Genomic DNA, 24,145 nt, shown 5'->3' with positions numbered 1-24,145 from the left:
AGTTGCGGGCCTGGCCCGAAATTGGGTGGTACCGCGGATAACACATTCGTCCCTGTCATGGATATGGCAGGGGCATTTTTTTATGGGAAGCGAGGGTTGAAGATGGAGCAAGCAGAATTACCAGAACGGTTAGAAACGGAACGCCTCGTCTTACGAGTCCGTACAGTGGCGGATGCCGAAGATATCCATGCCTACGCTAGTCTGCCAGAAGTTGCCTATCCAGCAGGCTTTTCCCCCGTCAAGACCTTGGAAGATGAGATTTCTTACCTGGAGCATATCCTTCCTGAGCGCAATCAAAGGGAAAATCTACCAGCTGGCTACGGCATTGTGGTCAAAGGGACTGATAAGGTCATCGGATCTGTTGATTTCAACCATCGGCACGAAGACGATGTACTGGAGATTGGCTATATCTTACATCCAGACTATTGGGGTCTAGGTTATGTTCCAGAAGCAGCGCGTGCCTTGATTGACCTAGCTTTTAAAGAATTGAATCTGCATAAGATTGAACTGACTTGTTTTGGCAACAATATCAAAAGTCAACGAGTTGCAGAGAAACTTGGCTTTACCTTAGAAGCTCGAATCCGAGACCGTAAAGATGCCCAAGGAAATCGTTGTGATGATTTGAGATACGGCTTGCTGAAGAGTGAGTGGGAGGTGATTTGATGCATCTTTTCATCATTGGGGCTCCAGCTTCTGGGAAAATGACGATTGGTCAAGAGTTATCTCGACTGACGAATGCTACCCTCTTTTATAACCATCAAGCCATCGATTTTGCGCTAGAAATCTATCAGGACTATACAAAGGAAATGTGGGAATTTGTTCGTGGAATTACCTTTTCTTTCCTTGGAGCAAGTGCTAGGAATCAGCGATCTGTGATTTTAACAGACGTAATTGATTTTTCAAATCAGTACCAGCTGCTGTATTTGAAGCAAATTCAGGATTTGTTGGATGATTATCATCAAGAGATTCTGTTTGTTGAGTTGGAAACGACACTTGAGGAGCGCTTACATCGAAATCGAACGGAGAATCGATTAAAGCACAAACCCTTAAAACGGCATGTTGAGATATCTGAAAGAGAAATTTTGGATACTGCTGAAACACTTCAATTAAATTCCCAACATCAACCGAATGAGTTGTACCACTACCTTAAAATAAATAATACGAATCTGTCTGGAGCCGAAGTTGCCAAGCAGATTCAAGATAAAATGAATACAATAGAGAAAGGACAAACACATGTCTAAAGAACTTTCACCTAAATACAATCCAGCCGAGGTTGAGGCTGGTCGTTACCAAAAATGGCTTGATGCTGATGTTTTCAAGCCTTCAGGCGATCACAAGGCCAAGCCTTATTCGATCGTGATTCCACCACCAAACGTAACTGGGAAACTTCACCTTGGTCACGCTTGGGATACGACTTTGCAGGATATTATCATCCGTCAAAAGCGCATGCAAGGTTTTGACACACTTTGGCTTCCAGGTATGGACCACGCGGGTATTGCGACTCAGGCTAAGGTTGAGGAGCGCTTGCGTGGTGAGGGCATTACGCGTTACGACCTCGGTCGTGAGAAATTCCTCGACAAGGTCTGGGAATGGAAAGACGAATATGCGACAACTATCAAGGAACAATGGGGCAAGATGGGGCTTTCTGTAGACTACTCTCGCGAGCGTTTCACTCTTGACGAAGGTTTGTCAAAAGCCGTTCGCAAGGTCTTTGTGGACCTTTACAAGAAAGGCTGGATCTACCGTGGTGAGTTTATCATCAACTGGGACCCAGCAGCTCGCACAGCCCTTTCTGATATCGAGGTGATTCACAAGGATGTTGAAGGTGCCTTCTACCACATGAACTACATGCTAGAAGACGATTCACGTGCCCTTGAAGTTGCGACAACTCGTCCGGAGACCATGTTTGGGGACGTTGCGGTTGCGGTCAATCCAGAAGACCCACGCTACAAGGACTTGATTGGTAAAAATGTCATCCTTCCAATCGCTAATAAACTCATTCCAATCGTTGGAGATGAGCACGCAGATCCTGAGTTTGGTACAGGTGTCGTGAAAATCACGCCTGTCCACGATCCAAACGACTTCTTGGTTGGTCAACGTCACAACTTGCCACAAGTAAACGTCATGAACGACGACGGAACTATGAATGACTTGGCCTTCGAATTTGCAGGCATGGACCGTTTTGATGCTCGTAAGGCCGTCGTTGCTAAGTTGGAAGAAATCGGTGCCCTAGTTAAAATCGAAAAACGTGTCCACAGTGTTGGTCACTCAGAGCGTACAGGTGTTGTAGTTGAGCCACGCTTGTCTACGCAATGGTTCGTTAAGATGGACCAATTGGCGAAAAATGCCATTGCTAACCAAGATACTGATGATAAGGTAGAATTCTACCCACCTCGTTTCAACGATACCTTCCTCCAATGGATGGAAAATGTCCATGACTGGGTTATCTCTCGTCAGCTCTGGTGGGGGCACCAAATCCCTGCTTGGTACAATGCTGAGGGTGAAATGTACGTTGGTGAAGAAGCTCCAGAAGGGGACGGATGGACTCAAGACGAAGATGTTTTGGACACTTGGTTCAGTTCTGCCCTTTGGCCATTCTCAACCATGGGCTGGCCTGATGTCGACTCAGAAGACTTCAAACGTTACTTCCCAACTTCAACCTTGGTAACAGGTTACGACATCATCTTCTTCTGGGTGTCTCGTATGATCTTCCAATCATTGGAATTCACTGGCCGTCAACCATTCCAAAACGTCCTTATCCACGGTCTTATTCGTGATGAGCAAGGACGCAAGATGTCTAAATCTCTCGGTAACGGGATTGACCCAATGGATGTCATCGAGAAATATGGTGCCGATGCCCTTCGTTGGTTCCTTTCAAACGGTTCTGCACCAGGGCAAGACGTGCGCTTCTCTTACGAGAAAATGGATGCATCTTGGAACTTCATTAACAAGATTTGGAACATCTCTCGCTACATCCTCATGAACAATGAAGGTTTAACCCTTGAGCAAGCAACAGCTAATGTCGAAAAAGTTGTTAACAAGGAAGCTGGAAATGTCACAGACCGCTGGATCCTCCACAACCTCAATGAAACGATCGGCAAAGTCACTGAAAACTTTGATAAGTTTGAGTTTGGTGTTGCTGGACACATCCTCTACAACTTTATCTGGGATGAGTTTGCGGACTGGTACGTTGAGTTGACCAAAGAAGTCCTTTATAGCGATAATGAAGAAGAGAAAGTCATCACACGTTCTGTTCTCCTTTATACTTTGGACAAGATCCTTCGACTCCTTCACCCAATCATGCCATTCGTGACAGAGGAAATCTTTGGACAAATCTCAGAAGGCTCTATCGTTACAGCGGAATACCCAACTGTTAACCCAGCCTTTGAAGACCTTGCTGCCCACACAGGTGTAGAAAGCCTTAAAGACCTGATCCGTTCTGTTCGGAATGCGCGTGCGGAAGTAAACGTTGCTCCAAGCAAGCCTATCACCATCCTTGTTAAGACAAGCGATAGCGACTTGGAAGCTTTCTTTAACAGCAATGTCAACTACATCAAACGCTTCACAAATCCAGAGCATTTGGAAATCGCATCAACCATCCCTGCACCTGAACTCGCAATGTCAAGCGTCATCACAGGAGCAGAAATCTACTTGCCACTCGCAGACCTCCTCAATGTCGAAGAAGAACTGGCTCGTCTCGACAAGGAACTGGCTAAATGGCAAAAAGAACTGGACATGGTCGGTAAGAAGCTTTCTAACGAACGTTTCGTAGCTAATGCCAAACCAGAAGTCGTCCAAAAAGAACGCGACAAACAAGCCGACTACCAAGCCAAGTATGACGCGACCGTAGCACGTATTGATGAGATGAAGAAGTTGGTGAAATAAACACAGAAACACGGTGATAAACCGTGTTTATTGTGGTATAATAGCAGGTATAATTTAATCAGTTGTGAGAGGAATAGCTATGTTTGATACCGTTGTCTTAAATCCTTTGAATATTAATCTAGATTTCAATAATCCTAGATTTTCAATGTTTGATTTTTATACTGAGGAAGAAATAATTAGATATTTGATTAATTTTGAACAAATTAAAGAACTTGCATTTCAAATTGTCGAAAACGGGTATAATACGATAGGTGAACGAATTATTGTTTTGAAAAGTGGGACTTCCGGAAAAGTTAGTTATACTGTATTAGAAGGTAATCGAAGAATTGCTTCTCTAAAACTTTTGTTTCAATATTCATCACTATTATCAAGTTCGGAAAGGAAGAGAATTGAACAAACAAAGTTGAATATAAAAGATTTTGAAGTTAGTTGTGATGTAGTAAGTGAAGCTAGTAGAGATGAGGCTCTTTTTAAGATTAGCGCAAAACATGTTGATGGAATTAAGACATGGAGCGCTACCGATAAAAGAGTATTTTACCATAATCTTTATACCCAATATAGAAAAAAAGGACTATCTAGCTATGAATCTTTAGAGAAAATTAAAAGTATTACTCCTGAAGGAAAGGCTGCGATTAGAAACTCTATCCAACAATTAAATTATTTAACAGCTGTTTATAATGCAACTAAAATTTATAAGCCTGACTTGGAAAAACTAACACATTTGGATACCGATGTACTAGTATCTAGAGTTTTAAGACCATTAATTAAAGAGTTAAATCTTGAACTTAATGATGAGTTACAACCTACAGCCAAAAATGAAAAAATCTATCACGAAATATTAGGATTATTAGGTAAAGCAGTTTGGATTGATAAAAAATTAGATACACGGGTATTTAGTGTACAGGGACAATGGAGTAAAATTGTTACAGACAACGAAGTAGTCCCAGGTTTAGCTGAAAAAATTAGAGAATATAAAGCTCTTGAAACAACAGAAGCGTTTAACGAGAATACATCAGAGAATTCTTTTGGTAATGGTACAAAAAATACTGAAGACAGTCTGAAGGATAATAAAAAAACATCTGACTCACCGAATCAGGAAACAAAATATAAATTTTTTGTTCCTCCAACTCAGATAACTATTGGACAAAGGAATTATGATTTGACCGAGTGTATTTCTCTATTTGATGAAAATGATAACCGGATTCCAAGACAAAGTTCAGATTATGCACGAATCTCAGTTAGTTGTTCTCATCAAAATATTGTGATTAAAGACAATATCATTGATTCTATTTCAGAAAATGGTGCATATGATATTGAAGTCCAATACAATGGGATTATTAAATATTTTAAAATTTTCTTAAATGTAGATTTTAATAATAGACAACAGGATTATCAAGTGCTATTTGATCAAAATTGGTATGATGAATCTTTGGCAAAATTATCATCTAATACTAATTACTTTAAAATTTGTGAAGTAATTAAAAAATTGCAAAATTCGAATGTTTTGTCAATGAATACAGGTGATCACATTATTATTGCATTCCTTTTGAGAAATTTAATAGAATACAGTACTAAAGCTTATGTTGACTTAGTCAATATAAAACAACCACCAGAAAAATTACCTGCTCTTGTTTCAGTCGTAAAAAATCACTTAGTGACAAATAAAAAACTTTCAAAAACGGAAGCAAAAACTTTTAATAAACACGATATTGATATTGAAACATTGAATGGTTTAATTCACGATTATAAAACCGAAATTAGTATTACTACTATTCAGTCAATTGGTCGGAAATTTAAGAGATATTTTTCTGTTATTTTTAATAGATTGGTAGAAGGAGTAAATAATGGATAATTTTAGCCCATTACGTTATCCTGGAGGAAAAAATAAAACTTACCAATATATTAAATATTTGGTAGAGAATAACAATATTGATACCTATATAGAACCATTTTGCGGGGGAGCCGCAGTGGCACTAAAATTGTTGCTCAATAATAACGTCAAAAAAATAATGTTAAATGATTTTGATAGATCTGTCTATGCAATGTGGTTTTCAATTTTACATGATACCGATTCTTTTATAAAAAAAGTAAAAGAGGCAGTATTTACGATTGAAGAATGGGATAAGCAGCAAGATATTCAAAGAAACAAAGAAAAGGTCGACTTACTTACATTAGGTTTCTCTACATTTTATCTAAATAGAACAAATCGATCAGGAATTATTCAAGCTGGTCCCATAGGTGGCAGAGCTCAAATGGGAAATTATAAAATGGATTGCAGATATAATACAGAAGTATTGATGAATAAGATTGAATTAATTGCTAAAAATAAAAATAGAATCAATTTGTATAATATAGATGCTATTGAATTTATTAAAAATAATATTAATCGTACAAAACGTTCTCTGACTTTTTTTGACCCACCATATTATGTTAAGGGAAAACAATTGTACACAAACTTTTATGAACACATAGATCATATAGAATTACGAGACACTATTGATAAATATATGAGTAAACATAAATGGGTTCTTACATATGATTTTCACAAGGAAATCCAAAATATGTACTCAAAATTTGAGCATTTCCCTTATATGTTAAACTATAGTGCAGGTAATTCAAAAAAAGGAATAGAATATATATTTTTTAGTGAAGAATTATCGTCAGCTAAAATCAACGAGTACTTACATATTTTATAAATAACATCTCAAGATAAGATTAGTTAGTTCAATCAATAACTGATGATTTTTTAGATTTTGAAATTTGTAAACTAGCAACAGATTAAAGGAAATTTTTTATAATTTCTAAGGAACTATTCAATTAATTTTCATTTGATTAAACTGATACACTGGAATGGTTAGTCAACATTTTAGAAAGCAGGTTACTACATGACAAATTCTGTAAGTTCGAACCGACCTGATAAGTACAACATTGCAGCTTTCTTCTCAGGTGTTGGGGGAATTGAGTTGGGATTTGAACAGACCAACGAGTTCAGAGTGGTGTATGCCAATGAGTTTGATAAGTATGCGCGTCAGACTTATCAGTTAAACCATCCAGATACCTATTTGGATGGTCGTGATATTCACGATGTTCAGCCAGAGGATATCCCAGCTGAGCGCGTGGATGTAATTATGGGAGGTTTCCCTTGCCAAGCCTTTAGTATTGCGGGTTATCGCAAGGGCTTTGATGATGATCGTGGCGATCTTTTCTTCGAGTTGCTTCGCATGATTGAGGGATGCAAACCTCGCGCTATTTTCATCGAAAACGTCAAGAACATGGTCGGTCATGACCATGGCAATACCTTCAAGGTTATTCGTGAAGCCTTGACCGAGAACAACTACTTCATCAAGTGGAAGGTTCTTAACGGGAAAGACTATGGAAATATCCCACAAAACCGTGAGCGGATATACATTGTCGGCTTTGATACCAAGGAAGCTTATGACTTGTTTGAATTTCCAGAGGAAATCAAGCTGACTACTACTCTTCAGGATGTGATTAACTTTGCTGATCAGCTAGACGAGGTATACTACTACCGTGAAGGCAAGCAAAATTTCTACGACCAGTTGAAGTTTGAAGTCACCAGTCAAGATACGGTTTACCAATGGCGACGTCAATATGTCCGTGAAAATAAAAACGGTGTCGTCCCTACCCTCACAGCAAATATGGGAACAGGTGGGCATAACGTTCCATTGATTTTGACAGACAGTGGCGAGATTCGGAAGTTGACTCCCAAAGAAACCTTTAATGTTCAAGGTTACCCTAAATCCTTTAAAATCCCAGAAGGGGTTTCTAACGGTCAGCTCTACAAACAAGCTGGAAACAGCGTGGTTGTGCCCGTGATTAAACGCATCGCGGAAAATGTTGCCAAGGCTTTGAATGAAAGCCAAGGTCAATCTCAACTTGACCGCTCTGGAAAATTTGCTATTATCTATACCAAGATGAACGGCCAGTTTGAAGGCGAGTCCTATGTCAAGGACTTTGCGAATAGCTATGATCAGGCTCTTGAAAAAATCAAGGCTTATGATGATGGTTTAGCAATTCTATCAGACGAAGAGTATTTGAGACTTGTAAAAAAACAAGGCAAACTCGAATTTTACAGTATTAATTAACGAATATATAAGAGGATTAGTGAAAAACTAATCTTCTTTTGATATACTGAAAATAGAAAAGAGGGTGCTTATGTGGGAACATCTAAAGTCTGAACAAAAAGAAAAATACAAAACCTTAATTACCAACTTCGCTAGTTTGAGCCAAGCTTTCTCTCAAAAGGCAGAATCCGAAGATGAGGGACAAACAGAGAATTTTGTAGCTCCGATTGTCAATTCCAAATTTCAGGAAACTGTTTTTCAAAAAGCCTTTAATGCCGTCGGGGAAGATATTGCTAATACTTCCTATGATGCTTCAGTTGTTGTGGATGAAAATCATAAATACCTAGTGGGTATCAAGTCTTTTGGGATTAATTCTGGAGACCAAAAAATTGCCCAGTTCAAGAAAGATTCTCAATCTTGGACGGACCTGTTGGGTGATATCAAGTTTCATGCAGATATTTCAGCGGATAAAGAATCAGCAGATAAGGAAAACTATCAGCGCTATGAAGAGTTGGCACGAAAGATTGCGACTCTTAGAAATCAGAGAATCGAGTCCTCTAAGGCACAAATCAAGGGTTTCAACTCGGATTCGGTCAATGTTGAAGCTGTTTATCACGTTCTGATGCCAACACCGAAGGGGGAAAATCCTAAAATTTTTGTTGGGGAGACGACTTATTTACCAGTCGATATTGATAATCTGGTCATTGAGGGCTCAACTACCAAAAATAATCCAACCAATTTTCGTTTTACAGATGGGAAACACCACTACAAGTACACCGCAGCTGACAGCCAGCTTCATATGACCTTTAACAATAAAGACATTGTTGTAGATACTTGGGACGTCCATTATATCGAAGACCCTTTTTCTCTCTTTGAAAATCTTCATTTGCTGACAGCTGAAAAGGAACAATCCGATATCTTAGAAACAGTGTCTTGGGTGATTACAGATAAACATGGAAATGTAGAAGAAAATTCTGGTTTCAATGCCTTTAACGGTGGTTCAAAATTAGCCAAAAAAGACCGTAAGCCACGAATTTTAAAGATTCAAGATAAATTTAAGGACTGTCTGGCTCCAGAAGAATTAGATTTTGTGACTTTGTCTTTAAAGGAAGTCCTATTGAAGAAATGGACCAGTAAGGAAGATAAAGTTCAGATGAAAGCTATTCGTGAGGACTTGATTAACTTTGTTCACAATACTGGCAATAAAAAACTCATTAAAGAAATTGAACAGCTGGTTTATCGTCCAGTTAGCGAAGTATACATTCCTCTGCCTGACTCCAAAAATTTCCATGATGAAAGACCTGATTTCTTTGGTCCTGGATTTGGGACTTTTGAACCCGGCACTAAAAAACTAGCTCTACCGAAAGAGGAAAGAACCTTTAAGCTACGCTTCTTATCTTCTGGAGATGTTATCAATGCCTATATCAACCAAGAAGCTGGCAAGGCGATTCAATCCACTGATAAGCAAGAAATTCTTGGGAATTGGATTTTGCGTGGCGTTTTCCAGTTGAAGGAACGAGAAATTTTGACAGGACAACGACTCAATGAATTAGAAATCAACGGCATTCGATTGAGCAAGTTTACAAATGGCGAAATCGGGATTGAATTCATCTGGATTGACACCGAAAACCCACCTAGCGATGCCATCGGCTGGGTAGCAAAGAAATAAAAAGTCCTCTGTTTTTTGTTTTGTGTTTTACAGTTTTTTCTTGACAAGTCTTTCTTTTTTATGGTATCCTTTTATGCAACAAGTGTTGCGCAACGAATGTTGCACGAAAGGAGCCTTATGCCACCAAAGGTTAAATTTAGTAAAGAGACTATCATTGGTACAGCTTTACAATTGGTGAGAGAAGAGGGAATAGCTAGTTTGACAGCTCGAGCATTAGCGGAGAAACTGGGAGCCACACCGAGAGTGATTTTTGGGCAATTTGCCAATATGGCCGAGTTACAAGCAGAGGTTATTGTTGCTGCAGAGATGGTCGTAGTGGAGTATATACGAAAGGCTTTAGAAGATGAGAAGCCTTTTCGATCTGTCGGGGTTGCTTATATCCTTTTCGCCTCAAAAGAGCCCCAACTTTTTCAATTGCTTTTCCAAAATCCTAGCAAAGATCCGATTCGTCGCTTTCAAGATTTTCTTCCCATGAAGGATCATAGTTACCAATTGGTTCTGGAATCGATTGTAGCAGACTATCCATTGACGTTAGAGGAGGCTAGTCGCCTGTACCAGCATTTATTTATCTACTCACACGGCATGGCCTCTATGGTTGCTTCTGGTATTTATCAGTTCGGCATGGAAGAAGTGATTGGATTACTGACAGAGGTTTGTCAATCTCTCATCAAAGAAATGGTAGGAAAGAAATGATTCAACTAGAAAATGTGCACAAAAGTTACGGCCAAACCAAGGTTTTAAAAGGGATTGATTTGCAGATTCAAGACCAGGATGATGTGGTTATCCTCGGTCCTTCTGGATCAGGCAAGTCAACTCTCTTAAACGTATTGTCAGGATTAGAGAAGGTAGACGAGGGGCATATCCTCATTCAAGCACAAGATTTATCACAACTCACGGATGCTCAATTGACGGCCTTTAGACGTGAGAAGATTGCCTTTATTTTCCAGCAGTATTATTTATTGCCTAATCTTACGGTCAGACAGAATGTAAAGATGGGAGCTGACCTGGCAGACAATCATGATTTTTTGCAGATTATCGAGGATTTGGGACTTGGCGATAAGCTGGACAAGTATCCGAGTGAATTGTCTGGCGGCGAACAGCAGAGGGTATCTATTGCTCGTGCCTTAGCCAAAAAGCCAGAGATTCTTTTCTTAGATGAGCCGACGGGGGCTCTGGATGAAGAAACAGGGCGCAAGATTCTCGACTATATCTGGAAGTTGAAGGAAAAGCTAGGCTTTACCCTAATCATGGTGACACACAACCAAAATATTGCGGATATGGCCAGAACCATCATTCGCGTCAATAGTGGCAAAATTACTGAAGTTGTGACCAATGATCAGCCACAGACTGCTTATGAGATTGGATGGTAAGCCATGTTTTCAGTAAAAGATATTCGAAAATTAGTTGTCGTCAGTATCATTGGAGCCTGTGCGGTTTTTGTGGCCAATCTTTTCTTGAATTTTTATCTTGATATCGAGCAGTTGGAGATTTCTAAAACCAATCCGATGATTACGGCCTATTATGATGCCCAGGTTTCACTTTCCTGGATGGTGGCCATGGTCAGTGGGGTTGTCTTGTCCTTGACGTCGATCCTTCTCATGTGCTTTTATATCAAACAATTTATCGATGACCACAAGGAGCAATTAGGGATTTTAAAGGCTTTAGGCTATAGCAATGGCCAGTTGGCTAAACAATTTTGGGCTTTTGGACTCAGTTTTGGAGTTGGAGCGCTTCTTGGCTATTTAGCTTCTTTTCTAATGATGGGACATTTTTATGACTTTCGCAATGAGAAGGGGATTTTGACAGAAATTACCATTCATTTTCACTGGCAGCTCTTGATCGCTTTAGTGATACTGCCAACGACTTTCTTTATGGTTCTTGCGATTGGCTATGCTAGAAGACAACTACAAACGCCGGCCCTTCGCCTATTGAAAAAATCCCCAACACCGATTAAGGTCAAAAGGAAAAAAATTGCTTCTAAGAAAGAAAAACCCTTCCTAAAAGAACTGTCTTCGTCGCTGATTTGGGGGAGAAAATCGATCCTGTTTTTTGTAGTCTTTGGCTCTATGTGTTTTGCGGCCATGGTTCAATTGTCCTTTGGTCTAAGGGACTACACAGATGACATCATCCAAACCATGATGATCATGATTGGCTTGATCCTTTCTTTCTCTATTCTCTTTTTGTCATTGGGGATTGTTATCTCAGAAAGTCGCGAAACCCTGGCTCTTATGAAGGCTTTTGGCTACACAGATCGTGAATGCCAAGGTCATATCCTATCTCCCTATCGTTTCTGGGCCTATCTAGGATTTGTTCTTGGGACGGCTTATCAGTACGCTATTATGGAAATCTTGATTGGTGTGATCAAAGATACGGTTCCTGAAAAGATTGAGCATCACTTTGATGGGAATGTTTGCTTCTGGACTTTGATCGGTTTTGCTGTGGTTTATGAAAGCCTCTTTTATCTATCCAACAGAAAACTCCAAAAGCAAACCATCAAAGAAGTACTCTTAGCTGAATAAATAGAGAAGGTTGGATTCTCTAGCCTTTTTCTTATGAAACTCATTAACAAGAGAAGGTTTTTTCACTATTCTAGGGAAAATGAAATAAAGGAAAGAAAACGAAGTTACTGGCAGGACCTGAAATGATCTTTTTACTTGATTTGATGCAACAAATAACCCTTTATCTCTGTAGGAATCCTCTTGCAGTTTGTGTTTGGTATTGGAGTTGCAGCCTTGAGTTATAAATAAATCAATATACCTGTGGTCATGTTACACAGGTCTTTCAATTAGCTGAAATATTTCACCTTTATTTTTTCTTAACCTTTGACTATTCCGCAAAATTATCGTACAATAAAGAGTACATGATAAAATGAGGTCAGAGTATGTTTGCTCTGACGATAGTAGTAAAAATGAGGAGAAACGCTTTGGAATTAGAAGTATTTGCTGGGCAAGAAAAAAGTGAACTATCTATGATTGAGGTGGCGCGTGCTATCTTGGAACTTCGTGGTCGCGATCATGAGATGCATTTTAGCGATCTTGTAAACGAAATTCAAAACTACCTTGGAACATCAAACAGCGATATCCGCGAAGCCTTGCCTTTGTTCTACACAGAGTTGAACTTTGACGGTAGCTTCATCTCTCTTGGGGACAACAAATGGGGTCTTCGTTCATGGTATGGTGTGGACGAAATCGACGAAGAAATTATCGCTCTTGAAGAAAGTGACGACGATGAAGTAGCACCAAAAGCTAAGAAAAAACGTGTCAATGCCTTCATGGATGGTGATTCAGATGCCATTGACTACAATGCAGATGATCCAGAAGACGAAGACGCATACGAAGCAGACCCAGCTCTTTCATACGATGATGAAAATCCAGATGATGAGAAAAATGAAGTGGAAGCTTACGATGCAGAAATCAACGAAATCGCTCCTGATGACTTGGGCGAAGACGTGGATCTCAACGAAGAAGACGACGAGTTTTCTGACGATGATGCTGAAACGAGTGAAGAAGAGTAAAAGACTTCACAGAGGAGATCGCCTGATCTCCTTTTTTGTTACTTGGGCAAAGTAGTTGAGTGATACATCCGTTTGGATGTAGATCTTTAGTTGGTTTTCTGAAAGCAATCTTCTTATTTTCAGGCTTTACCAATTCGGGTTGACAAATGTTCTGCTTTGAGGTATCATATTGTTCGGGCACCTCTTTTAGAGGTCGGGGCTCCCTAGTTACTAGGGAGCTATTTTTGTTTTTTTCAGGAAGTTTTCTTGAAATGTCGTTATTCATAAAGGTCTTGTTTTCGATCTCCCCTCGTAGTTAACAAGGCCTTGAGCATTTTAGAAAGAGGAATCTATGTCTACGAAATATATTTTTGTAACTGGTGGTGTGGTATCGTCGATTGGGAAAGGGATTGTTGCAGCGAGTCTAGGACGTCTCTTGAAAAATCGTGGTCTAAAAGTAACCATTCAAAAATTTGACCCTTATATCAATATCGATCCGGGAACTATGAGTCCTTACCAGCACGGGGAAGTCTTTGTGACAGATGATGGGGCTGAGACAGATTTGGACTTGGGTCACTATGAACGTTTCATCGATATCAATCTTAACAAATATTCCAACGTGACAACTGGTAAAATTTACAGTGAAGTTCTTCGTAAGGAGCGCCGTGGCGAGTACCTTGGGGCAACTGTTCAAGTCATTCCTCATATCACAGATGCTTTGAAAGAAAAAATCAAGCGTGCCGCTGTAACGACTGACTCTGATGTTATTATCACAGAGGTCGGTGGAACCGTTGGAGATATCGAGTCCTTGCCATTCCTAGAGGCCCTTCGTCAGATGAAGGCAGATGTGGGTGCAGATAATGTCATGTACATCCATACAACCTTGCTTCCTTATCTCAAGGCTGCTGGTGAAATGAAGACCAAGCCAACTCAACACTCTGTAAAAGAATTGCGTGGTTTGGGAATCCAACCAAATATGTTGGTCATCCGTACCGAGAAACCAGCTGGTCAGGGAATTAAAAATAAACTAGCTCAGTTCTGTGATGTGGCACCAGAAGCTGTTATCGAGTCTTTGGATGTTGAACACCTTTACCAAATTCCATTGAACTTGCAGGCACAAGGTATGGACCAAATTGTTTGTGACCATTTGAAACTAGATGCACCAGCAGCGGATATGACAGAGTGGTCAGCAATGATGGATAAGGTCATGAACCTGAAAAAACATGTCAAGATTTCCCTTGTCGGTAAGTATGTGGAGTTGCAAGATGCCTACATCTCTGTGGTTGAAGCCTTGAAACACTCTGGGTATGCCAACGACGCAGAAGTGAAGATTAATTGGATCAATGCCAATGATGTGACAGCAGAGAATGTAGCAGAACTCTTGTCGGATGCGGACGGAATCATCGTACCAGGCGGTTTCGGTCAACGTGGTACGGAAGGGAAAATTCAAGCCATACGTTATGCGCGTGAAAATGATGTTCCAATGTTGGGAGTCTGCTTGGGAATGCAGTTGACTTGTATCGAGTTTGCTCGTCACGTTTTGGGTCTTGAAGGTGCCAATTCTGCTGAACTTGCACCAGAAACAAAATATCCTATCATTGATATCATGCGTGATCAGGTTGATGTTGAGGATATGGGTGGCACCCTTCGTTTGGGACTTTATCCATCTAAGTTGAAACGAGGTTCTAAGGCAGCGGCTGCTTATCACAATCAAGAAGTGGTGCAACGCCGTCACCGTCACCGTTATGAGTTTAACAATGCCTTTCGTGAACAGTTTGAGGCAGCAGGTTTCGTCTTCTCAGGAGTTTCTCCAGACAATCGTTTGGTCGAAATTGTGGAAATTCCTGAGAATAAATTCTTTGTGGCTTGTCAGTATCACCCTGAACTTTCCAGCCGTCCAAATCGTCCAGAAGAACTCTACACTGCCTTTGTTACTGCAGCTGTTGAAAATAGCAACTAGTTATCTTCTAATCTCTGAGAGCAATCTCGGAGATTTTTTAAATGCCTTGCTCGTATACGGCTTCCCTATTTGTCCTAGAGCACTTTTTGTGTTACAATGAATGGTATGAAAGCTAAGAAATTATGGATGACTGGCTTGACTGTGGCTGGTCTAAGTGCCCTTGCTTTGGGGGCTAAAAAAGCAGCAGATAACCACAAACTTATGAAGACTCAAGAAGAGTTGACCGCTATCGTGCGCGAACTTTTCTCAGATATGGGTGAGATTGCGACTCTCTATGTTCAAGTCTACGAAAGTAGTCTAGAGCGACTCGTCGGAGGAGTCATTTTCGAGGATGGTCGTCATTATACCTTTGTCTATGAAAATGAAGACCTGGTCTATGAGGAGGAAGTCTTATGATAACTCCTAGTAGTATAGAAGAACTCGCAGGTTTTGTCGAGCAGGATGGCAAGAAGGTTTTCCTTTTTGTGGCGGACTGGTGTGGCGACTGTCGTTATATCTATCCTGCCTTGCCAGAGATTGAGGCAGAAAATCCTGGATTTACTTTTATTCGAGTAGATCGTGATGAATTTATGGATCTTGCCAAGTTGTGGAATGTTTACGGGATTCCTAGCCTTGTTGTGCTAGAAAAGGACAAGGAAATCGGCCGTTTTGTCAATCGTGACCGTAAAAGCAAGGAACAAATCAACGACTTTTTAACAGGACTGAAATAGGAGAAAAAGGAAAGAATGATTTTTACATATAACAAAGAACATGTTGGCGATGTCCTTATGGTCATCGTGAAAAACAGCGGAGATGCCAAACTGGACGTGGAGCGTAAAGGCAAGGTAGCCCGTGTTTTCCTCAAAGATAATGGGGAAACAGTAGCTTGGAATATTTTCGAAGTTTCAAGTTTGTTTGAAATTGCAGAGCGCGGTCAAGTCTTTTTAACAGATGAGAAAGTAGCACGTTTGAACCAAGAGTTGCAGGCGGAAGGCTTTACAGAAGAAATTATCAACGATAAGGAACCTAAGTTTGTCGTCGGTGAGATTGTTGAGATGGTAGCTCACCCAGATAGTGACCACCTCAACATCTGCCAAGTGGCCGTTGCAAGTGATAAGACAGTGCAAATCGTTGCAGGGGCTCCCAATGCGCGTGTCGGGCTGAAAACCATTGTAGCTCTTCCTGGAGCGATGATGCCAAAAGGAAATCTCATTTTCCCAGGAGAACTTCGCGGTGAAAAGAGTTTTGGCATGATGTGCAGCCCTCGTGAGTTGCATTTGCCAAATGCTCCGCAAAAACGTGGGGTTATTGAATTATCAGAAGAACAAGTTGTCGGAACTCCATTTGACCCAGCCAAACACTGGACGGCCTAGGAAATTGTCGGTATTTGATAGACCAGATAGAGGGGGATAAGATGGCGAAAAATGTAGTGATTACAGGAGCAACCTCAGGAATCGGTGAAGCGATTGCGCGTGCTTATCTGGATCAGGGTGAGAATGTCGTTCTAACAGGGCGACGGACAGACAGACTAGAGACTCTCAAGTCAGAGTTTGCAGAAACTTTTCCTAATCAAACCGTTTGGACCTTTCCACTGGATGTCACGGATATGACCATGGTCAAGACTGTCTGCTCCGATATTTTGGAAACGATAGGGCAGATTGATATTTTGGTCAATAATGCCGGACTGGCTCTAGGTTTGGCACCCTATCAAGACTATGAAGAGTTGGATATGCTGACCATGTTGGATACCAATGTCAAAGGTTTGATGGCAGTTACTCGCTGTTTCTTACCAGCGATGGTAAAAGATAATCAAGGGCATATCATTAACATGGGGTCGACCGCAGGAATTTATGCCTATGCTGGGGCAGCTGTTTACTCAGCCACCAAGGCTGCGGTCAAGACTTTTTCAGATGGTTTGCGAATTGATACCATCGTAACGGATATCAAGGTGACAACCATTCAACCGGGGATTGTTGAAACAGATTTTTCTACAGTACGTTTTCATGGCGACAAAGAGCGGGCTGCGACGGTTTATCAGGGAATCGAAGCCTTGCAGGCACAAGACATCGCAGATACAGTGGTCTATGTGACCAGTCAGCCTCGTCATATGCAGATTACAGATATGACTATTATGGCCAATCAACAGGCGACAGGTTTCATGGTTCATAAAAAGTAAAAAAATTCCTCGAAAAGTTACAAATTTCTGTAACTTTTTTTGATTTCCTACGAATAGATAAGTAGGAGGATGAAAAATGTATAATAAAGTTATTCTTATTGGAAGAATCGTTGCAACACCAGAATTGCACAAAACCAACAATGACAAGTCAGTAGCGCGCGCGACGATTGCTGTGAACCGTCGTTACAAAGACCAAAATGGCGAACGCGAAGCTGACTTTGTCAATCTTGTTCTTTGGGGGAAATTGGCTGAAACCTTGGCAAGCTACGCAACCAAAGGTAGTCTTATCTCTGTGGATGGAGAACTTCGTACCCGTCGCTTTGAGAAAAATGGCCAGATGAACTATGTGACTGAAGTTCTTGCCACAGGATTCCAACTTTTAGAAAGCCGTGCCCAACGTGCCATGCGTGAAAATAACGCAGGACAGGATTTGGCAGACTTGGTTTTGGAAGAGGAGGAATTGCCATTTTAATACTCTTCGAAAATCTCTTCAAACCACGTCAGCTGGTATAGGTAACTGACTTGGTCAGTCTTATCTACAACCTCAAAGCAGTGCTTTGAGCAACCTGCGGCTAGTTTCCTAGTTTGCTCTTTGATTTTCATTGAGTATAAACATTGAAAAGTCTGAGTTGGTCTCAGACTTTTTATCTTGCCAAAGTCAGACTTTTTTCTTGACTATTTCTGACCAAGTGATACAATAGAACTATGAATTAGCACTCATATATAAAGAGTGCTAATAATATGTAGTTTATCATGGAGGAAGACAAATGTTGAAACCATTAGGAGACCGTGTGGTCTTGAAAATTGAAGAAAAAGAACAAACTGTTGGAGGCTTTGTCCTCGCAAAATCAGCCCAAGAAGGAACGAAAACAGCTACTGTAGTGGCTACAGGACAAGGGGTTCGTACCTTGAATGGTGACTTGGTTGCTCCAAGCGTTAAGTCTGGAGACCGTGTCTTAGTTGAAGCCCATGCAGGTATTGATGTCAAAGATGGCGATGAAAAGTACATCATCGTTGGCGAAGCTAACATTTTGGCAATCGTTGAAGAATAGAAGGAGAAAGTAAGTATGTCAAAAGAAATTAAATTTTCATCTGATGCTCGTTCAGCTATGGTCCGCGGTGTCGATATCCTTGCAGATACTGTTAAAGTAACCTTGGGACCAAAAGGTCGTAACGTTGTGTTGGAAAAATCATTTGGCTCACCACTCATCACCAATGACGGGGTGACCATTGCCAAAGAAATCGAGTTGGAAGACCATTTTGAAAATATGGGTGCCAAATTGGTATCAGAAGTAGCTTCAAAAACCAATGATATCGCAGGTGACGGAACGACAACTGCAACTGTCTTGACCCAAGCTATCGTCCGTGAAGGAATCAAAAACGTCACTGCAGGTGCCAACCCAATCGGTATTCGTCGTGGGATTGAAGCAGCAGTTGCCGCAGCTGTAGAAGCCTTGAAAAACAATGCCATTCCAGTTGCCAATAAAGAAGCCATCGCTCAGGTTGCTGCCGTATCTTCTCGTTCTGAGAAAGTCGGTGAATACATTTCTGAAGCCATGGAAAAAGTTGGCAAAGATGGAGTCATCACTATTGAAGAATCACGTGGTATGGAAACAGAACTTGAAGTTGTTGAAGGAATGCAGTTTGACCGCGGTTATCTATCACAGTACATGGTGACGGATAGCGAAAAAATGGTGGCTGATCTTGAAAATCCATACATTTTGATTACTGACAAGAAGATTTCCAATATCCAAGAAATCTTGCCGCTTCTAGAAAGTATTCTTCAAAGCAATCGTCCACTCTTGATTATCGCGGATGATGTAGATGGCGAAGCTCTTCCGACTCTAGTATTGAATAAGATTCGTGGAACCTTCAACGTTGTAGCAGTTAAGGCACCTGGCTTTGGTGATCGTCGTAAAGCGATGCTTGAAGATATCGCTATCTTGACAGGCGGAACAGTCATCACAGAAGATCTTGGTCTTGAGTTGAAAGACGCTACTATTGAAGCGCTTGGTCAAGCAGCGAGAGTAACTGTGGACAAAGACAGCACTGTTATCGTAGAAGGTGCTGGAAATCCTGAAGCTATTTCTCACCGTGTTGCGGTTATCAAGTCTCAAATCGAAACTACAACTTCTGAATTTGACCGTGAAAAATTGCAAGAACGCTTGGCCAAATTGTCAGGAGGTGTCGCGGTGATCAAAGTCGGTGCTGCAACTGAAACTGAGTTGAAAGAAATGAAACTCCGCATTGAAGATGCCCTCAACGCTACTCGTGCAGCCGTTGAAGAAGGAATCGTTGCAGGTGGTGGAACAGCTCTTGTAAATGTCATCCCAGCCGTAGCTGATTTGGAATTGACAGGAGATGAAGCAACAGGACGCAATATTGTTCTCCGTGCCTTGGAAGAGCCTGTTCGTCAAATCGCCCACAATGCGGGATTCGAAGGTTCTATTGTTATTGACCGTTTGAAAAATGCTGAAGTTGGTACAGGCTTCAATGCAGCAACTGGCGAATGGGTCAATATGATTGAAGAAGGAATCATCGACCCAGTTAAAGTGAGCCGTTCAGCCCTTCAAAATGCAGCATCTGTAGCCAGCTTGATCTTGACAACAGAAGCAGTCGTAGCCAATAAACCAGAACCAGTTGCCCCAGCTCCAGCAATGGATCCAAGCATGATGGGCGGGATGATGTAAAAGCAACTTATAAAAAACACAAAAGGAGGGAACATGCATCCCTCCTTTTATGGTTTTCTCTTCTAAAATTGATTTGAGCTCTCCTAACTTATATGATAAAATAAAACTAGAAAAAGGAGAAGAACATGATTGATGTAGAAGAAATTCTTAGCAAGATGAATCCCAATCAGAAGATTAATTATGACCGTGTCATGCAGAAAATGGTTCAAGTTTGGGAGAAAAATGAGCAACGTCCCACTATTCTCATGCATGTTTGCTGTGCTCCTTGTAGTACCTACACCCTAGAGTATCTGACCAAGTACGCTGATGTGACCATCTATTTTGCCAATTCCAATATCCATCCAAAGGCAGAATACCACAAGCGGGCTTACGTCACCAAGAAATTTGTCAGTGATTTCAATGAGCGAACAGGTAATACGGTTCAGTACCTTGAAGCTCCCTACGAACCCAATGAATACCGGAAGTTAGTTAGAGGACTAGAAGAGGAACCCGAGGGTGGTGATCGTTGCAAGGTTTGTTTTGATTACCGTCTGGACAAAACAGCGCAAGTGGCTATGGACTTGGGCTTTGACTACTTTGGTTCAGCCTTGACCATCAGTCCCCATAAGAATTCTCAAACCATCAACAGCATCGGAATTGATGTGCAAAAGATTTACACAACCCACTATCTTCCAAGTGATTTCAAAAAAAATCAAGGCTACAAGCGCTCAGTGGAGATGTGCGAGGAGTATGATATCTATCGTCAATGTTATTGTGGATGCGTCTATGCAGCTCAAGCTCAGAACATTGACCTTGTTCAGATTAAGAAGGATGCCACGGCTTTCTTGTTGGATAAGGATGTTGAAAAAGACTATTCTCATATCAAGTTTACTGTCACTAAATTAGATATATAGCAATTAACCCAGCTTCCAGGCTGGGTTTTTCAAATAAAAAACCAGGGCTCTCACCCCGGTTTGACAACTTTACCGATTCTTTAGTTCTATGTAGCGTTTGTACCAAATGTTGACATAGGCCTCTGAGAAAGGACCGCGTCCATTGTTGATCCAATCAACAAGGATTTTAACATGTTCTTTCAAAATATAGTCTAAATCATCAGAATACTTCATTTTGCGTTTATGGCGCTCATACTCTTCAACGTCCAAGAGACGCTTTTCACCATCAGTGAAGACCTTGACATCCAAATCATAATCAATGTATTTCAGGGCTTCCTCATCTAGATAGTAGGGGCTGGCCATATTGCAATAGTAGGAAATCCCATTATCACGAATCATGGCAATGATATTAAACCAATATTTTTTGTGAAAGTAAACAATAGCCGGTTCTCGAGTCACCCAACGACGACCGTCACTTTCGGTAACAAGTGTGTGGTCGTTGACACCAATAATAGCGTTCTCTGTTGTTTTTAGTACCATGGTGTCCCGCCAAGTACGGTGAAGACTCCCATCATGCTTATAACTTTGAATTGTAATAAAGTCGCCTTCTTTTGGAAGTTTCATAACTAACCAACTTTCTACAATTTATAAGTTTATCGTCTACTATTATATCATAAATTGGTCTAATTTTTTTGAATTTTACCTGAAAATGTTAAAGATATTCTCTGAGAGCGCTCGCTATATCCGAAAAATCATAGCCTTTTCTAGCTAAAACTTGAGTTAATCGTTGCTTTAGTTCGTAACCTTCATATTTGCGAGCGTATTTAGTATATTGTTTGTCTAGCTCTTTAAAAATGAGCTCTTGAGTCGTTTCTTGGTCGACTTGACTATCCAAGTCATCAAAAGCATTTTTAGCATCAGAATAGGAGAAGCCCTTGTTGGTCAAGCTTTGAATGATCTTATCTTGCAAGGCACGAGCAGGAAGCTTTCCATTGTATTTTTTAAGCAGTTTTTCTGCAACACGTTGAGCAACCTCTGAAAAATCAAAATCCTTTAAAACCTCTTCAATAGTTGATTTGGCAATCCCTTTTTGAGACAGTTTTTGAGCTAGCACATAGGGTCCCTTATCTCCAGAAAGTTGATTTGCATTGATGATAGAGTAGGCATACTGACGATCATTAATCCAGTTATCTTCTTTAAGATTAGCGATAACTTGACTAGTGATTTTTTCATCAAGATCATACTTTTTCAGATACTCACGAACTTCCTTTTCGGTTCGAGCTTTAAATGATAGATGGTAGAGGGCGAGATTTTTACCATAAGAGAACTGGGCAAAGTCCTGAATCTCGGTAAGTTCCTCTTTACTAATGACCTTATCTTTAGACAACATAAAACGGACAATGGTATCCTCCGTGATATAAGAGGTTTGCTGTCCATCTAACTCCATCAAGTAGAGGCGTTTTTTCTTTTCAAGTTTTGTGATTTTCATAGTTCTATTATACCCTAAAATGTGATAAGATAGGGGTATGAATCTGAAAGTCAAACAAAAAATACCTTTAAAAATCAAGCGGATGGGCATCAATGGCGAGGGAATCGGATTTTACCAAAAAACTTTAGTATTTGTGCCTGGAGCCCTCAAAGGAGAAGACATCTATTGTCAAATTACTTCTATTAAATGTAACTTTGTTGAAGCCAAATTACTAAAGGTTAATAAGAAGTCTAAGTTTCGAGTCGTGCCAGCTTGTACGATTTATAATGAATGTGGTGGTTGCCAAATCATGCACCTCCACTATGATAAACAGTTAGAGTTCAAAACGGATCTGCTCCACCAAGCCCTGAAAAAATTTGCCCCTGCGGGATATGAAAACTATGAAATTCGTCCAACTATCGGAATGCAGGAACCCAAGTACTACCGTGCTAAGCTTCAATTCCAGACTCGGAAATTTAAAAATCAGGTCAAGGCAGGTTTGTATGCGCAAAACTCTCATTATCTCGTAGAGTTGAAAGACTGCTTGGTGCAAGATAAGGAAACCCAAGTAATAGCGAATCGCCTAGCTGAACTTCTTACTTACCACCAAATTCCAATTACAGATGAGAGAAAAACGCTCGGTGTTCGCACCATCATGGTACGCAGAGCAAGAAAAACGGGGCAAGTTCAGATTATCATTGTCACAAATCGCCAGCTTAATTTAACCCAGCTAGTAAAAGACTTAGTTAAAGATTTTCCAGAAGTCATCACGGTTGCAGTCAATACAAACACAGCAAAAACAAGTGAAATCTATGGTGAAAAGACGGAAATTATCTGGGGCCAAGAGAGTATTCAAGAAGGAGTACTCGACTATGAGTTTTCTCTCTCCCCTCGAGCTTTTTATCAGCTTAATCCTGAGCAGACAGAAATTCTCTATAGTGAAGCAGTTAAAGCTCTGGATGTCAGCAAAGAGGATCATCTGATTGATGCCTATTGCGGTGTTGGGACGATTGGATTCGCCTTCGCGAAGAAAGTCAAAAGCCTCAGAGGGATGGACATTATCCCAGAAGCCATTGAAGACGCCAAGCGAAATGCCCGAAAGATGGGATTTGACAATACCCATTACGAAGCAGGAACAGCTGAAGAGATTATTCCCCGCTGGTATCAAGAGGGCTATAGGGCCGATGCCCTGATAGTCGACCCTCCTCGAACGGGTTTAGATGACAAGTTATTAGATACGATCCTAACCTATGTTCCAGACAAAATGGTCTATGTATCCTGCAATGTTTCGACCTTAGCGCGAGATTTGGTTAAACTAGTAAAAGTCTATGACCTCCAGTATATCCAGTCGGTCGATATGTTTCCCCACACTGCACGGACAGAAGCAGTGGTTAAATTAGTGAAGAAAAGAAAAAATTAACTTCACTGAAAAAAGTCCTTGACAAAGGTAAAAAAGTAGGTATAATAGAAAGAGTTGAAAAGCTCAAGGTCCGTTGGTCAAGGGGTTAAGACACCGCCTTTTCACGGCGGTAACACGGGTTCGAATCCCGTACGGACTATGGTGTATTGCGGTTAAAAAAACTTGAAAAAAGTTTAAAAAATCTGTTGACAGAGGCAGATAGCTGTGATATACTAATATAGTTGTCGCTTGAGAGAGAATGAGTGACAAAGACCTTTGAAAACTGAACAAGACGAACCAATGTGCAGGGCACTATAACTGAAGTTATAGTACTGAACAATGAAAAAACAATAAATCTGTCAGTGACAGAAATGAGTGAGAACTCAAACTTTTAATGAGAGTTTGATCCTGGCTCAGGACGAACGCTGGCGGCGTGCCTAATACATGCAAGTAGAACGCTGAAGGAGGA

23 protein-coding genes, 1 tRNA gene and 1 rRNA gene are annotated in these 24,145 nt (G+C 40.7%); 23 read left to right on the top strand and 2 right to left on the bottom strand.

Annotation, left to right across the window (positions count from 1 at the left end; genetic code table 11):
• Positions 1-102 precede the first annotated feature (102 nt).
• The 20 genes from D8844_RS06240 to D8844_RS06140 all read left to right on the top strand — a co-directional run bounded on the left by D8844_RS06240 (position 103) and on the right by D8844_RS06140 (position 20,830).
• Positions 103-663 (top strand): GNAT family N-acetyltransferase, encoded by a 561-nt coding sequence (locus D8844_RS06240; protein ID WP_125422729.1) that lies wholly within the window; start codon positions 103-105, stop codon positions 661-663.
• Positions 663-1,241, top strand: a complete 579-nt coding sequence (locus D8844_RS06235) for an ATP-binding protein (protein ID WP_125422726.1) — start codon at positions 663-665, stop codon at positions 1,239-1,241. The genes D8844_RS06240 and D8844_RS06235 overlap by 1 nt, the downstream gene beginning before the upstream one ends.
• Positions 1,234-3,885: a valine--tRNA ligase gene (locus tag D8844_RS06230; protein ID WP_125422723.1), complete on the top strand. Its 2,652-nt coding sequence runs from the start codon at positions 1,234-1,236 to the stop codon at positions 3,883-3,885. The genes D8844_RS06235 and D8844_RS06230 overlap by 8 nt, the downstream gene beginning before the upstream one ends.
• 79 nt (positions 3,886-3,964) lie before the next feature.
• Entirely contained in the window at positions 3,965-5,737 is a 1,773-nt protein-coding gene (locus D8844_RS06225) for a hypothetical protein (RefSeq protein ID WP_125422720.1), read from the top strand.
• Positions 5,730-6,581, top strand: coding sequence for a DNA adenine methylase (locus tag D8844_RS06220; RefSeq protein WP_125422717.1), 852 nt, complete (start codon positions 5,730-5,732; stop codon positions 6,579-6,581). The genes D8844_RS06225 and D8844_RS06220 overlap by 8 nt, the downstream gene beginning before the upstream one ends.
• Positions 6,582-6,770: 189 nt before the next feature.
• A complete protein-coding gene (locus tag D8844_RS06215; protein ID WP_125422715.1) occupies positions 6,771-7,991 on the top strand; it encodes a DNA cytosine methyltransferase in 1,221 nt (406 codons plus the stop codon).
• 70 nt (positions 7,992-8,061) lie between these two features.
• Entirely contained in the window at positions 8,062-9,639 is a 1,578-nt protein-coding gene (locus D8844_RS10395) for a hypothetical protein (protein WP_185757673.1), read from the top strand.
• Positions 9,640-9,756: 117 nt separating this feature from the next.
• The gene (locus D8844_RS06205) at positions 9,757-10,332 is read left to right on the top strand and encodes a TetR/AcrR family transcriptional regulator (RefSeq protein WP_125422712.1); all 576 of its coding nucleotides are present in this window, start codon (positions 9,757-9,759) and stop codon (positions 10,330-10,332) included.
• Positions 10,329-11,009 carry an ABC transporter ATP-binding protein gene (locus tag D8844_RS06200; protein WP_033629367.1) on the top strand — a complete coding sequence of 227 codons (681 nt, stop codon included), beginning with the start codon at positions 10,329-10,331 and terminating at the stop codon, positions 11,007-11,009. Before D8844_RS06205 ends, D8844_RS06200 begins: the two co-directional genes overlap by 4 nt.
• Before the next feature lie 3 nt (positions 11,010-11,012).
• Complete coding sequence (locus D8844_RS06195) at positions 11,013-12,158, top strand: FtsX-like permease family protein (RefSeq protein ID WP_125422709.1); 1,146 nt, start codon at positions 11,013-11,015, stop codon at positions 12,156-12,158.
• A gap of 404 nt (positions 12,159-12,562) precedes the next feature.
• Positions 12,563-13,153, top strand: a complete 591-nt coding sequence (gene rpoE, locus D8844_RS06185) for a DNA-directed RNA polymerase subunit delta (protein ID WP_000418415.1) — start codon at positions 12,563-12,565, stop codon at positions 13,151-13,153.
• A 331-nt stretch (positions 13,154-13,484) separates the two neighbouring features.
• Entirely contained in the window at positions 13,485-15,092 is a 1,608-nt protein-coding gene (gene pyrG / locus D8844_RS06180) for a CTP synthase (RefSeq protein ID WP_125422706.1), read from the top strand.
• Between the two features lie 96 nt (positions 15,093-15,188).
• Positions 15,189-15,488: a DUF4651 domain-containing protein gene (locus D8844_RS06175; RefSeq protein ID WP_002875970.1), complete on the top strand. Its 300-nt coding sequence runs from the start codon at positions 15,189-15,191 to the stop codon at positions 15,486-15,488.
• Positions 15,485-15,802: a thioredoxin family protein gene (locus tag D8844_RS06170; protein ID WP_049477977.1), complete on the top strand. Its 318-nt coding sequence runs from the start codon at positions 15,485-15,487 to the stop codon at positions 15,800-15,802. The genes D8844_RS06175 and D8844_RS06170 overlap by 4 nt, the downstream gene beginning before the upstream one ends.
• A 15-nt stretch (positions 15,803-15,817) precedes the next feature.
• The gene (gene ytpR / locus D8844_RS06165) at positions 15,818-16,444 is read left to right on the top strand and encodes a YtpR family tRNA-binding protein (RefSeq protein WP_125422703.1); all 627 of its coding nucleotides are present in this window, start codon (positions 15,818-15,820) and stop codon (positions 16,442-16,444) included.
• 41 nt (positions 16,445-16,485) lie between these two features.
• Complete coding sequence (locus D8844_RS06160; RefSeq protein ID WP_125422700.1) at positions 16,486-17,247, top strand: SDR family NAD(P)-dependent oxidoreductase; 762 nt, start codon at positions 16,486-16,488, stop codon at positions 17,245-17,247.
• Between the two features lie 76 nt (positions 17,248-17,323).
• A complete protein-coding gene (locus D8844_RS06155; protein ID WP_125422697.1) occupies positions 17,324-17,719 on the top strand; it encodes a single-stranded DNA-binding protein in 396 nt (131 codons plus the stop codon).
• A 295-nt stretch (positions 17,720-18,014) separates the two neighbouring features.
• Entirely contained in the window at positions 18,015-18,299 is a 285-nt protein-coding gene (gene groES / locus D8844_RS06150; protein WP_125422694.1) for a co-chaperone GroES, read from the top strand.
• A 15-nt stretch (positions 18,300-18,314) separates the two neighbouring features.
• Positions 18,315-19,937: a chaperonin GroEL gene (gene groL, locus D8844_RS06145; RefSeq protein ID WP_000031560.1), complete on the top strand. Its 1,623-nt coding sequence runs from the start codon at positions 18,315-18,317 to the stop codon at positions 19,935-19,937.
• A gap of 125 nt (positions 19,938-20,062) precedes the next feature.
• Positions 20,063-20,830 (top strand): epoxyqueuosine reductase QueH, encoded by a 768-nt coding sequence (locus tag D8844_RS06140; protein WP_000567566.1) that lies wholly within the window; start codon positions 20,063-20,065, stop codon positions 20,828-20,830.
• Positions 20,831-20,899: 69 nt separating this feature from the next.
• On the opposite strand, the gene ntdP is transcribed toward D8844_RS06140, so the two are convergent.
• Positions 20,900-21,433 carry a nucleoside tri-diphosphate phosphatase gene (gene ntdP, locus D8844_RS06135; RefSeq protein ID WP_000775318.1) on the bottom strand — a complete coding sequence of 178 codons (534 nt, stop codon included), beginning with the start codon at positions 21,431-21,433 and terminating at the stop codon, positions 20,900-20,902.
• A gap of 88 nt (positions 21,434-21,521) precedes the next feature.
• Entirely contained in the window at positions 21,522-22,298 is a 777-nt protein-coding gene (gene recX / locus D8844_RS06130) for a recombination regulator RecX (protein ID WP_125422691.1), read from the bottom strand.
• A gap of 37 nt (positions 22,299-22,335) precedes the next feature.
• On the opposite strand from recX, the gene rlmD reads away from it, so the two are divergent.
• The 3 genes from rlmD to D8844_RS06110 form a co-directional block, all read left to right on the top strand.
• Entirely contained in the window at positions 22,336-23,697 is a 1,362-nt protein-coding gene (gene rlmD / locus D8844_RS06125) for a 23S rRNA (uracil(1939)-C(5))-methyltransferase RlmD (protein WP_125422688.1), read from the top strand.
• Between the two features lie 67 nt (positions 23,698-23,764).
• Positions 23,765-23,836, top strand: a tRNA-Glu gene (locus tag D8844_RS06120).
• Positions 23,837-24,066: 230 nt separating this feature from the next.
• A 16S ribosomal RNA gene (locus tag D8844_RS06110) occupies positions 24,067-24,145 on the top strand; the annotation flags it as partial.

Origin of the sequence: Streptococcus oralis, from assembly GCF_003942875.1 — a bacterium.
Lineage (GTDB): Bacteria > Bacillota > Bacilli > Lactobacillales > Streptococcaceae > Streptococcus > Streptococcus oralis_BX.
This window is presented reverse-complemented; position numbering and strand designations above follow the sequence as displayed.

Coding starts and splice junctions, on each gene's coding strand:
- D8844_RS06170 (WP_049477977.1), top strand. CDS start 15,485: ATGATAACTCCTAGTAGTATAGAAGAACTCGCAGGTTTTGTCGAGCAG.
- pyrG (WP_125422706.1), top strand. CDS start 13,485: ATGTCTACGAAATATATTTTTGTAACTGGTGGTGTGGTATCGTCGATT.
- groES (WP_125422694.1), top strand. CDS start 18,015: ATGTTGAAACCATTAGGAGACCGTGTGGTCTTGAAAATTGAAGAAAAA.
- recX (WP_125422691.1), bottom strand. CDS start 22,298: ATGAAAATCACAAAACTTGAAAAGAAAAAACGCCTCTACTTGATGGAG.
- D8844_RS06235 (WP_125422726.1), top strand. CDS start 663: ATGCATCTTTTCATCATTGGGGCTCCAGCTTCTGGGAAAATGACGATT.
- groL (WP_000031560.1), top strand. CDS start 18,315: ATGTCAAAAGAAATTAAATTTTCATCTGATGCTCGTTCAGCTATGGTC.
- ytpR (WP_125422703.1), top strand. CDS start 15,818: ATGATTTTTACATATAACAAAGAACATGTTGGCGATGTCCTTATGGTC.
- D8844_RS06225 (WP_125422720.1), top strand. CDS start 3,965: ATGTTTGATACCGTTGTCTTAAATCCTTTGAATATTAATCTAGATTTC.
- D8844_RS06230 (WP_125422723.1), top strand. CDS start 1,234: ATGTCTAAAGAACTTTCACCTAAATACAATCCAGCCGAGGTTGAGGCT.
- D8844_RS06160 (WP_125422700.1), top strand. CDS start 16,486: ATGGCGAAAAATGTAGTGATTACAGGAGCAACCTCAGGAATCGGTGAA.
- D8844_RS06195 (WP_125422709.1), top strand. CDS start 11,013: ATGTTTTCAGTAAAAGATATTCGAAAATTAGTTGTCGTCAGTATCATT.
- ntdP (WP_000775318.1), bottom strand. CDS start 21,433: ATGAAACTTCCAAAAGAAGGCGACTTTATTACAATTCAAAGTTATAAG.
- D8844_RS06220 (WP_125422717.1), top strand. CDS start 5,730: ATGGATAATTTTAGCCCATTACGTTATCCTGGAGGAAAAAATAAAACT.
- D8844_RS06200 (WP_033629367.1), top strand. CDS start 10,329: ATGATTCAACTAGAAAATGTGCACAAAAGTTACGGCCAAACCAAGGTT.
- D8844_RS06155 (WP_125422697.1), top strand. CDS start 17,324: ATGTATAATAAAGTTATTCTTATTGGAAGAATCGTTGCAACACCAGAA.
- D8844_RS06205 (WP_125422712.1), top strand. CDS start 9,757: ATGCCACCAAAGGTTAAATTTAGTAAAGAGACTATCATTGGTACAGCT.
- D8844_RS06215 (WP_125422715.1), top strand. CDS start 6,771: ATGACAAATTCTGTAAGTTCGAACCGACCTGATAAGTACAACATTGCA.
- D8844_RS10395 (WP_185757673.1), top strand. CDS start 8,062: ATGTGGGAACATCTAAAGTCTGAACAAAAAGAAAAATACAAAACCTTA.
- D8844_RS06175 (WP_002875970.1), top strand. CDS start 15,189: ATGAATGGTATGAAAGCTAAGAAATTATGGATGACTGGCTTGACTGTG.
- D8844_RS06140 (WP_000567566.1), top strand. CDS start 20,063: ATGATTGATGTAGAAGAAATTCTTAGCAAGATGAATCCCAATCAGAAG.
- rlmD (WP_125422688.1), top strand. CDS start 22,336: ATGAATCTGAAAGTCAAACAAAAAATACCTTTAAAAATCAAGCGGATG.
- D8844_RS06240 (WP_125422729.1), top strand. CDS start 103: ATGGAGCAAGCAGAATTACCAGAACGGTTAGAAACGGAACGCCTCGTC.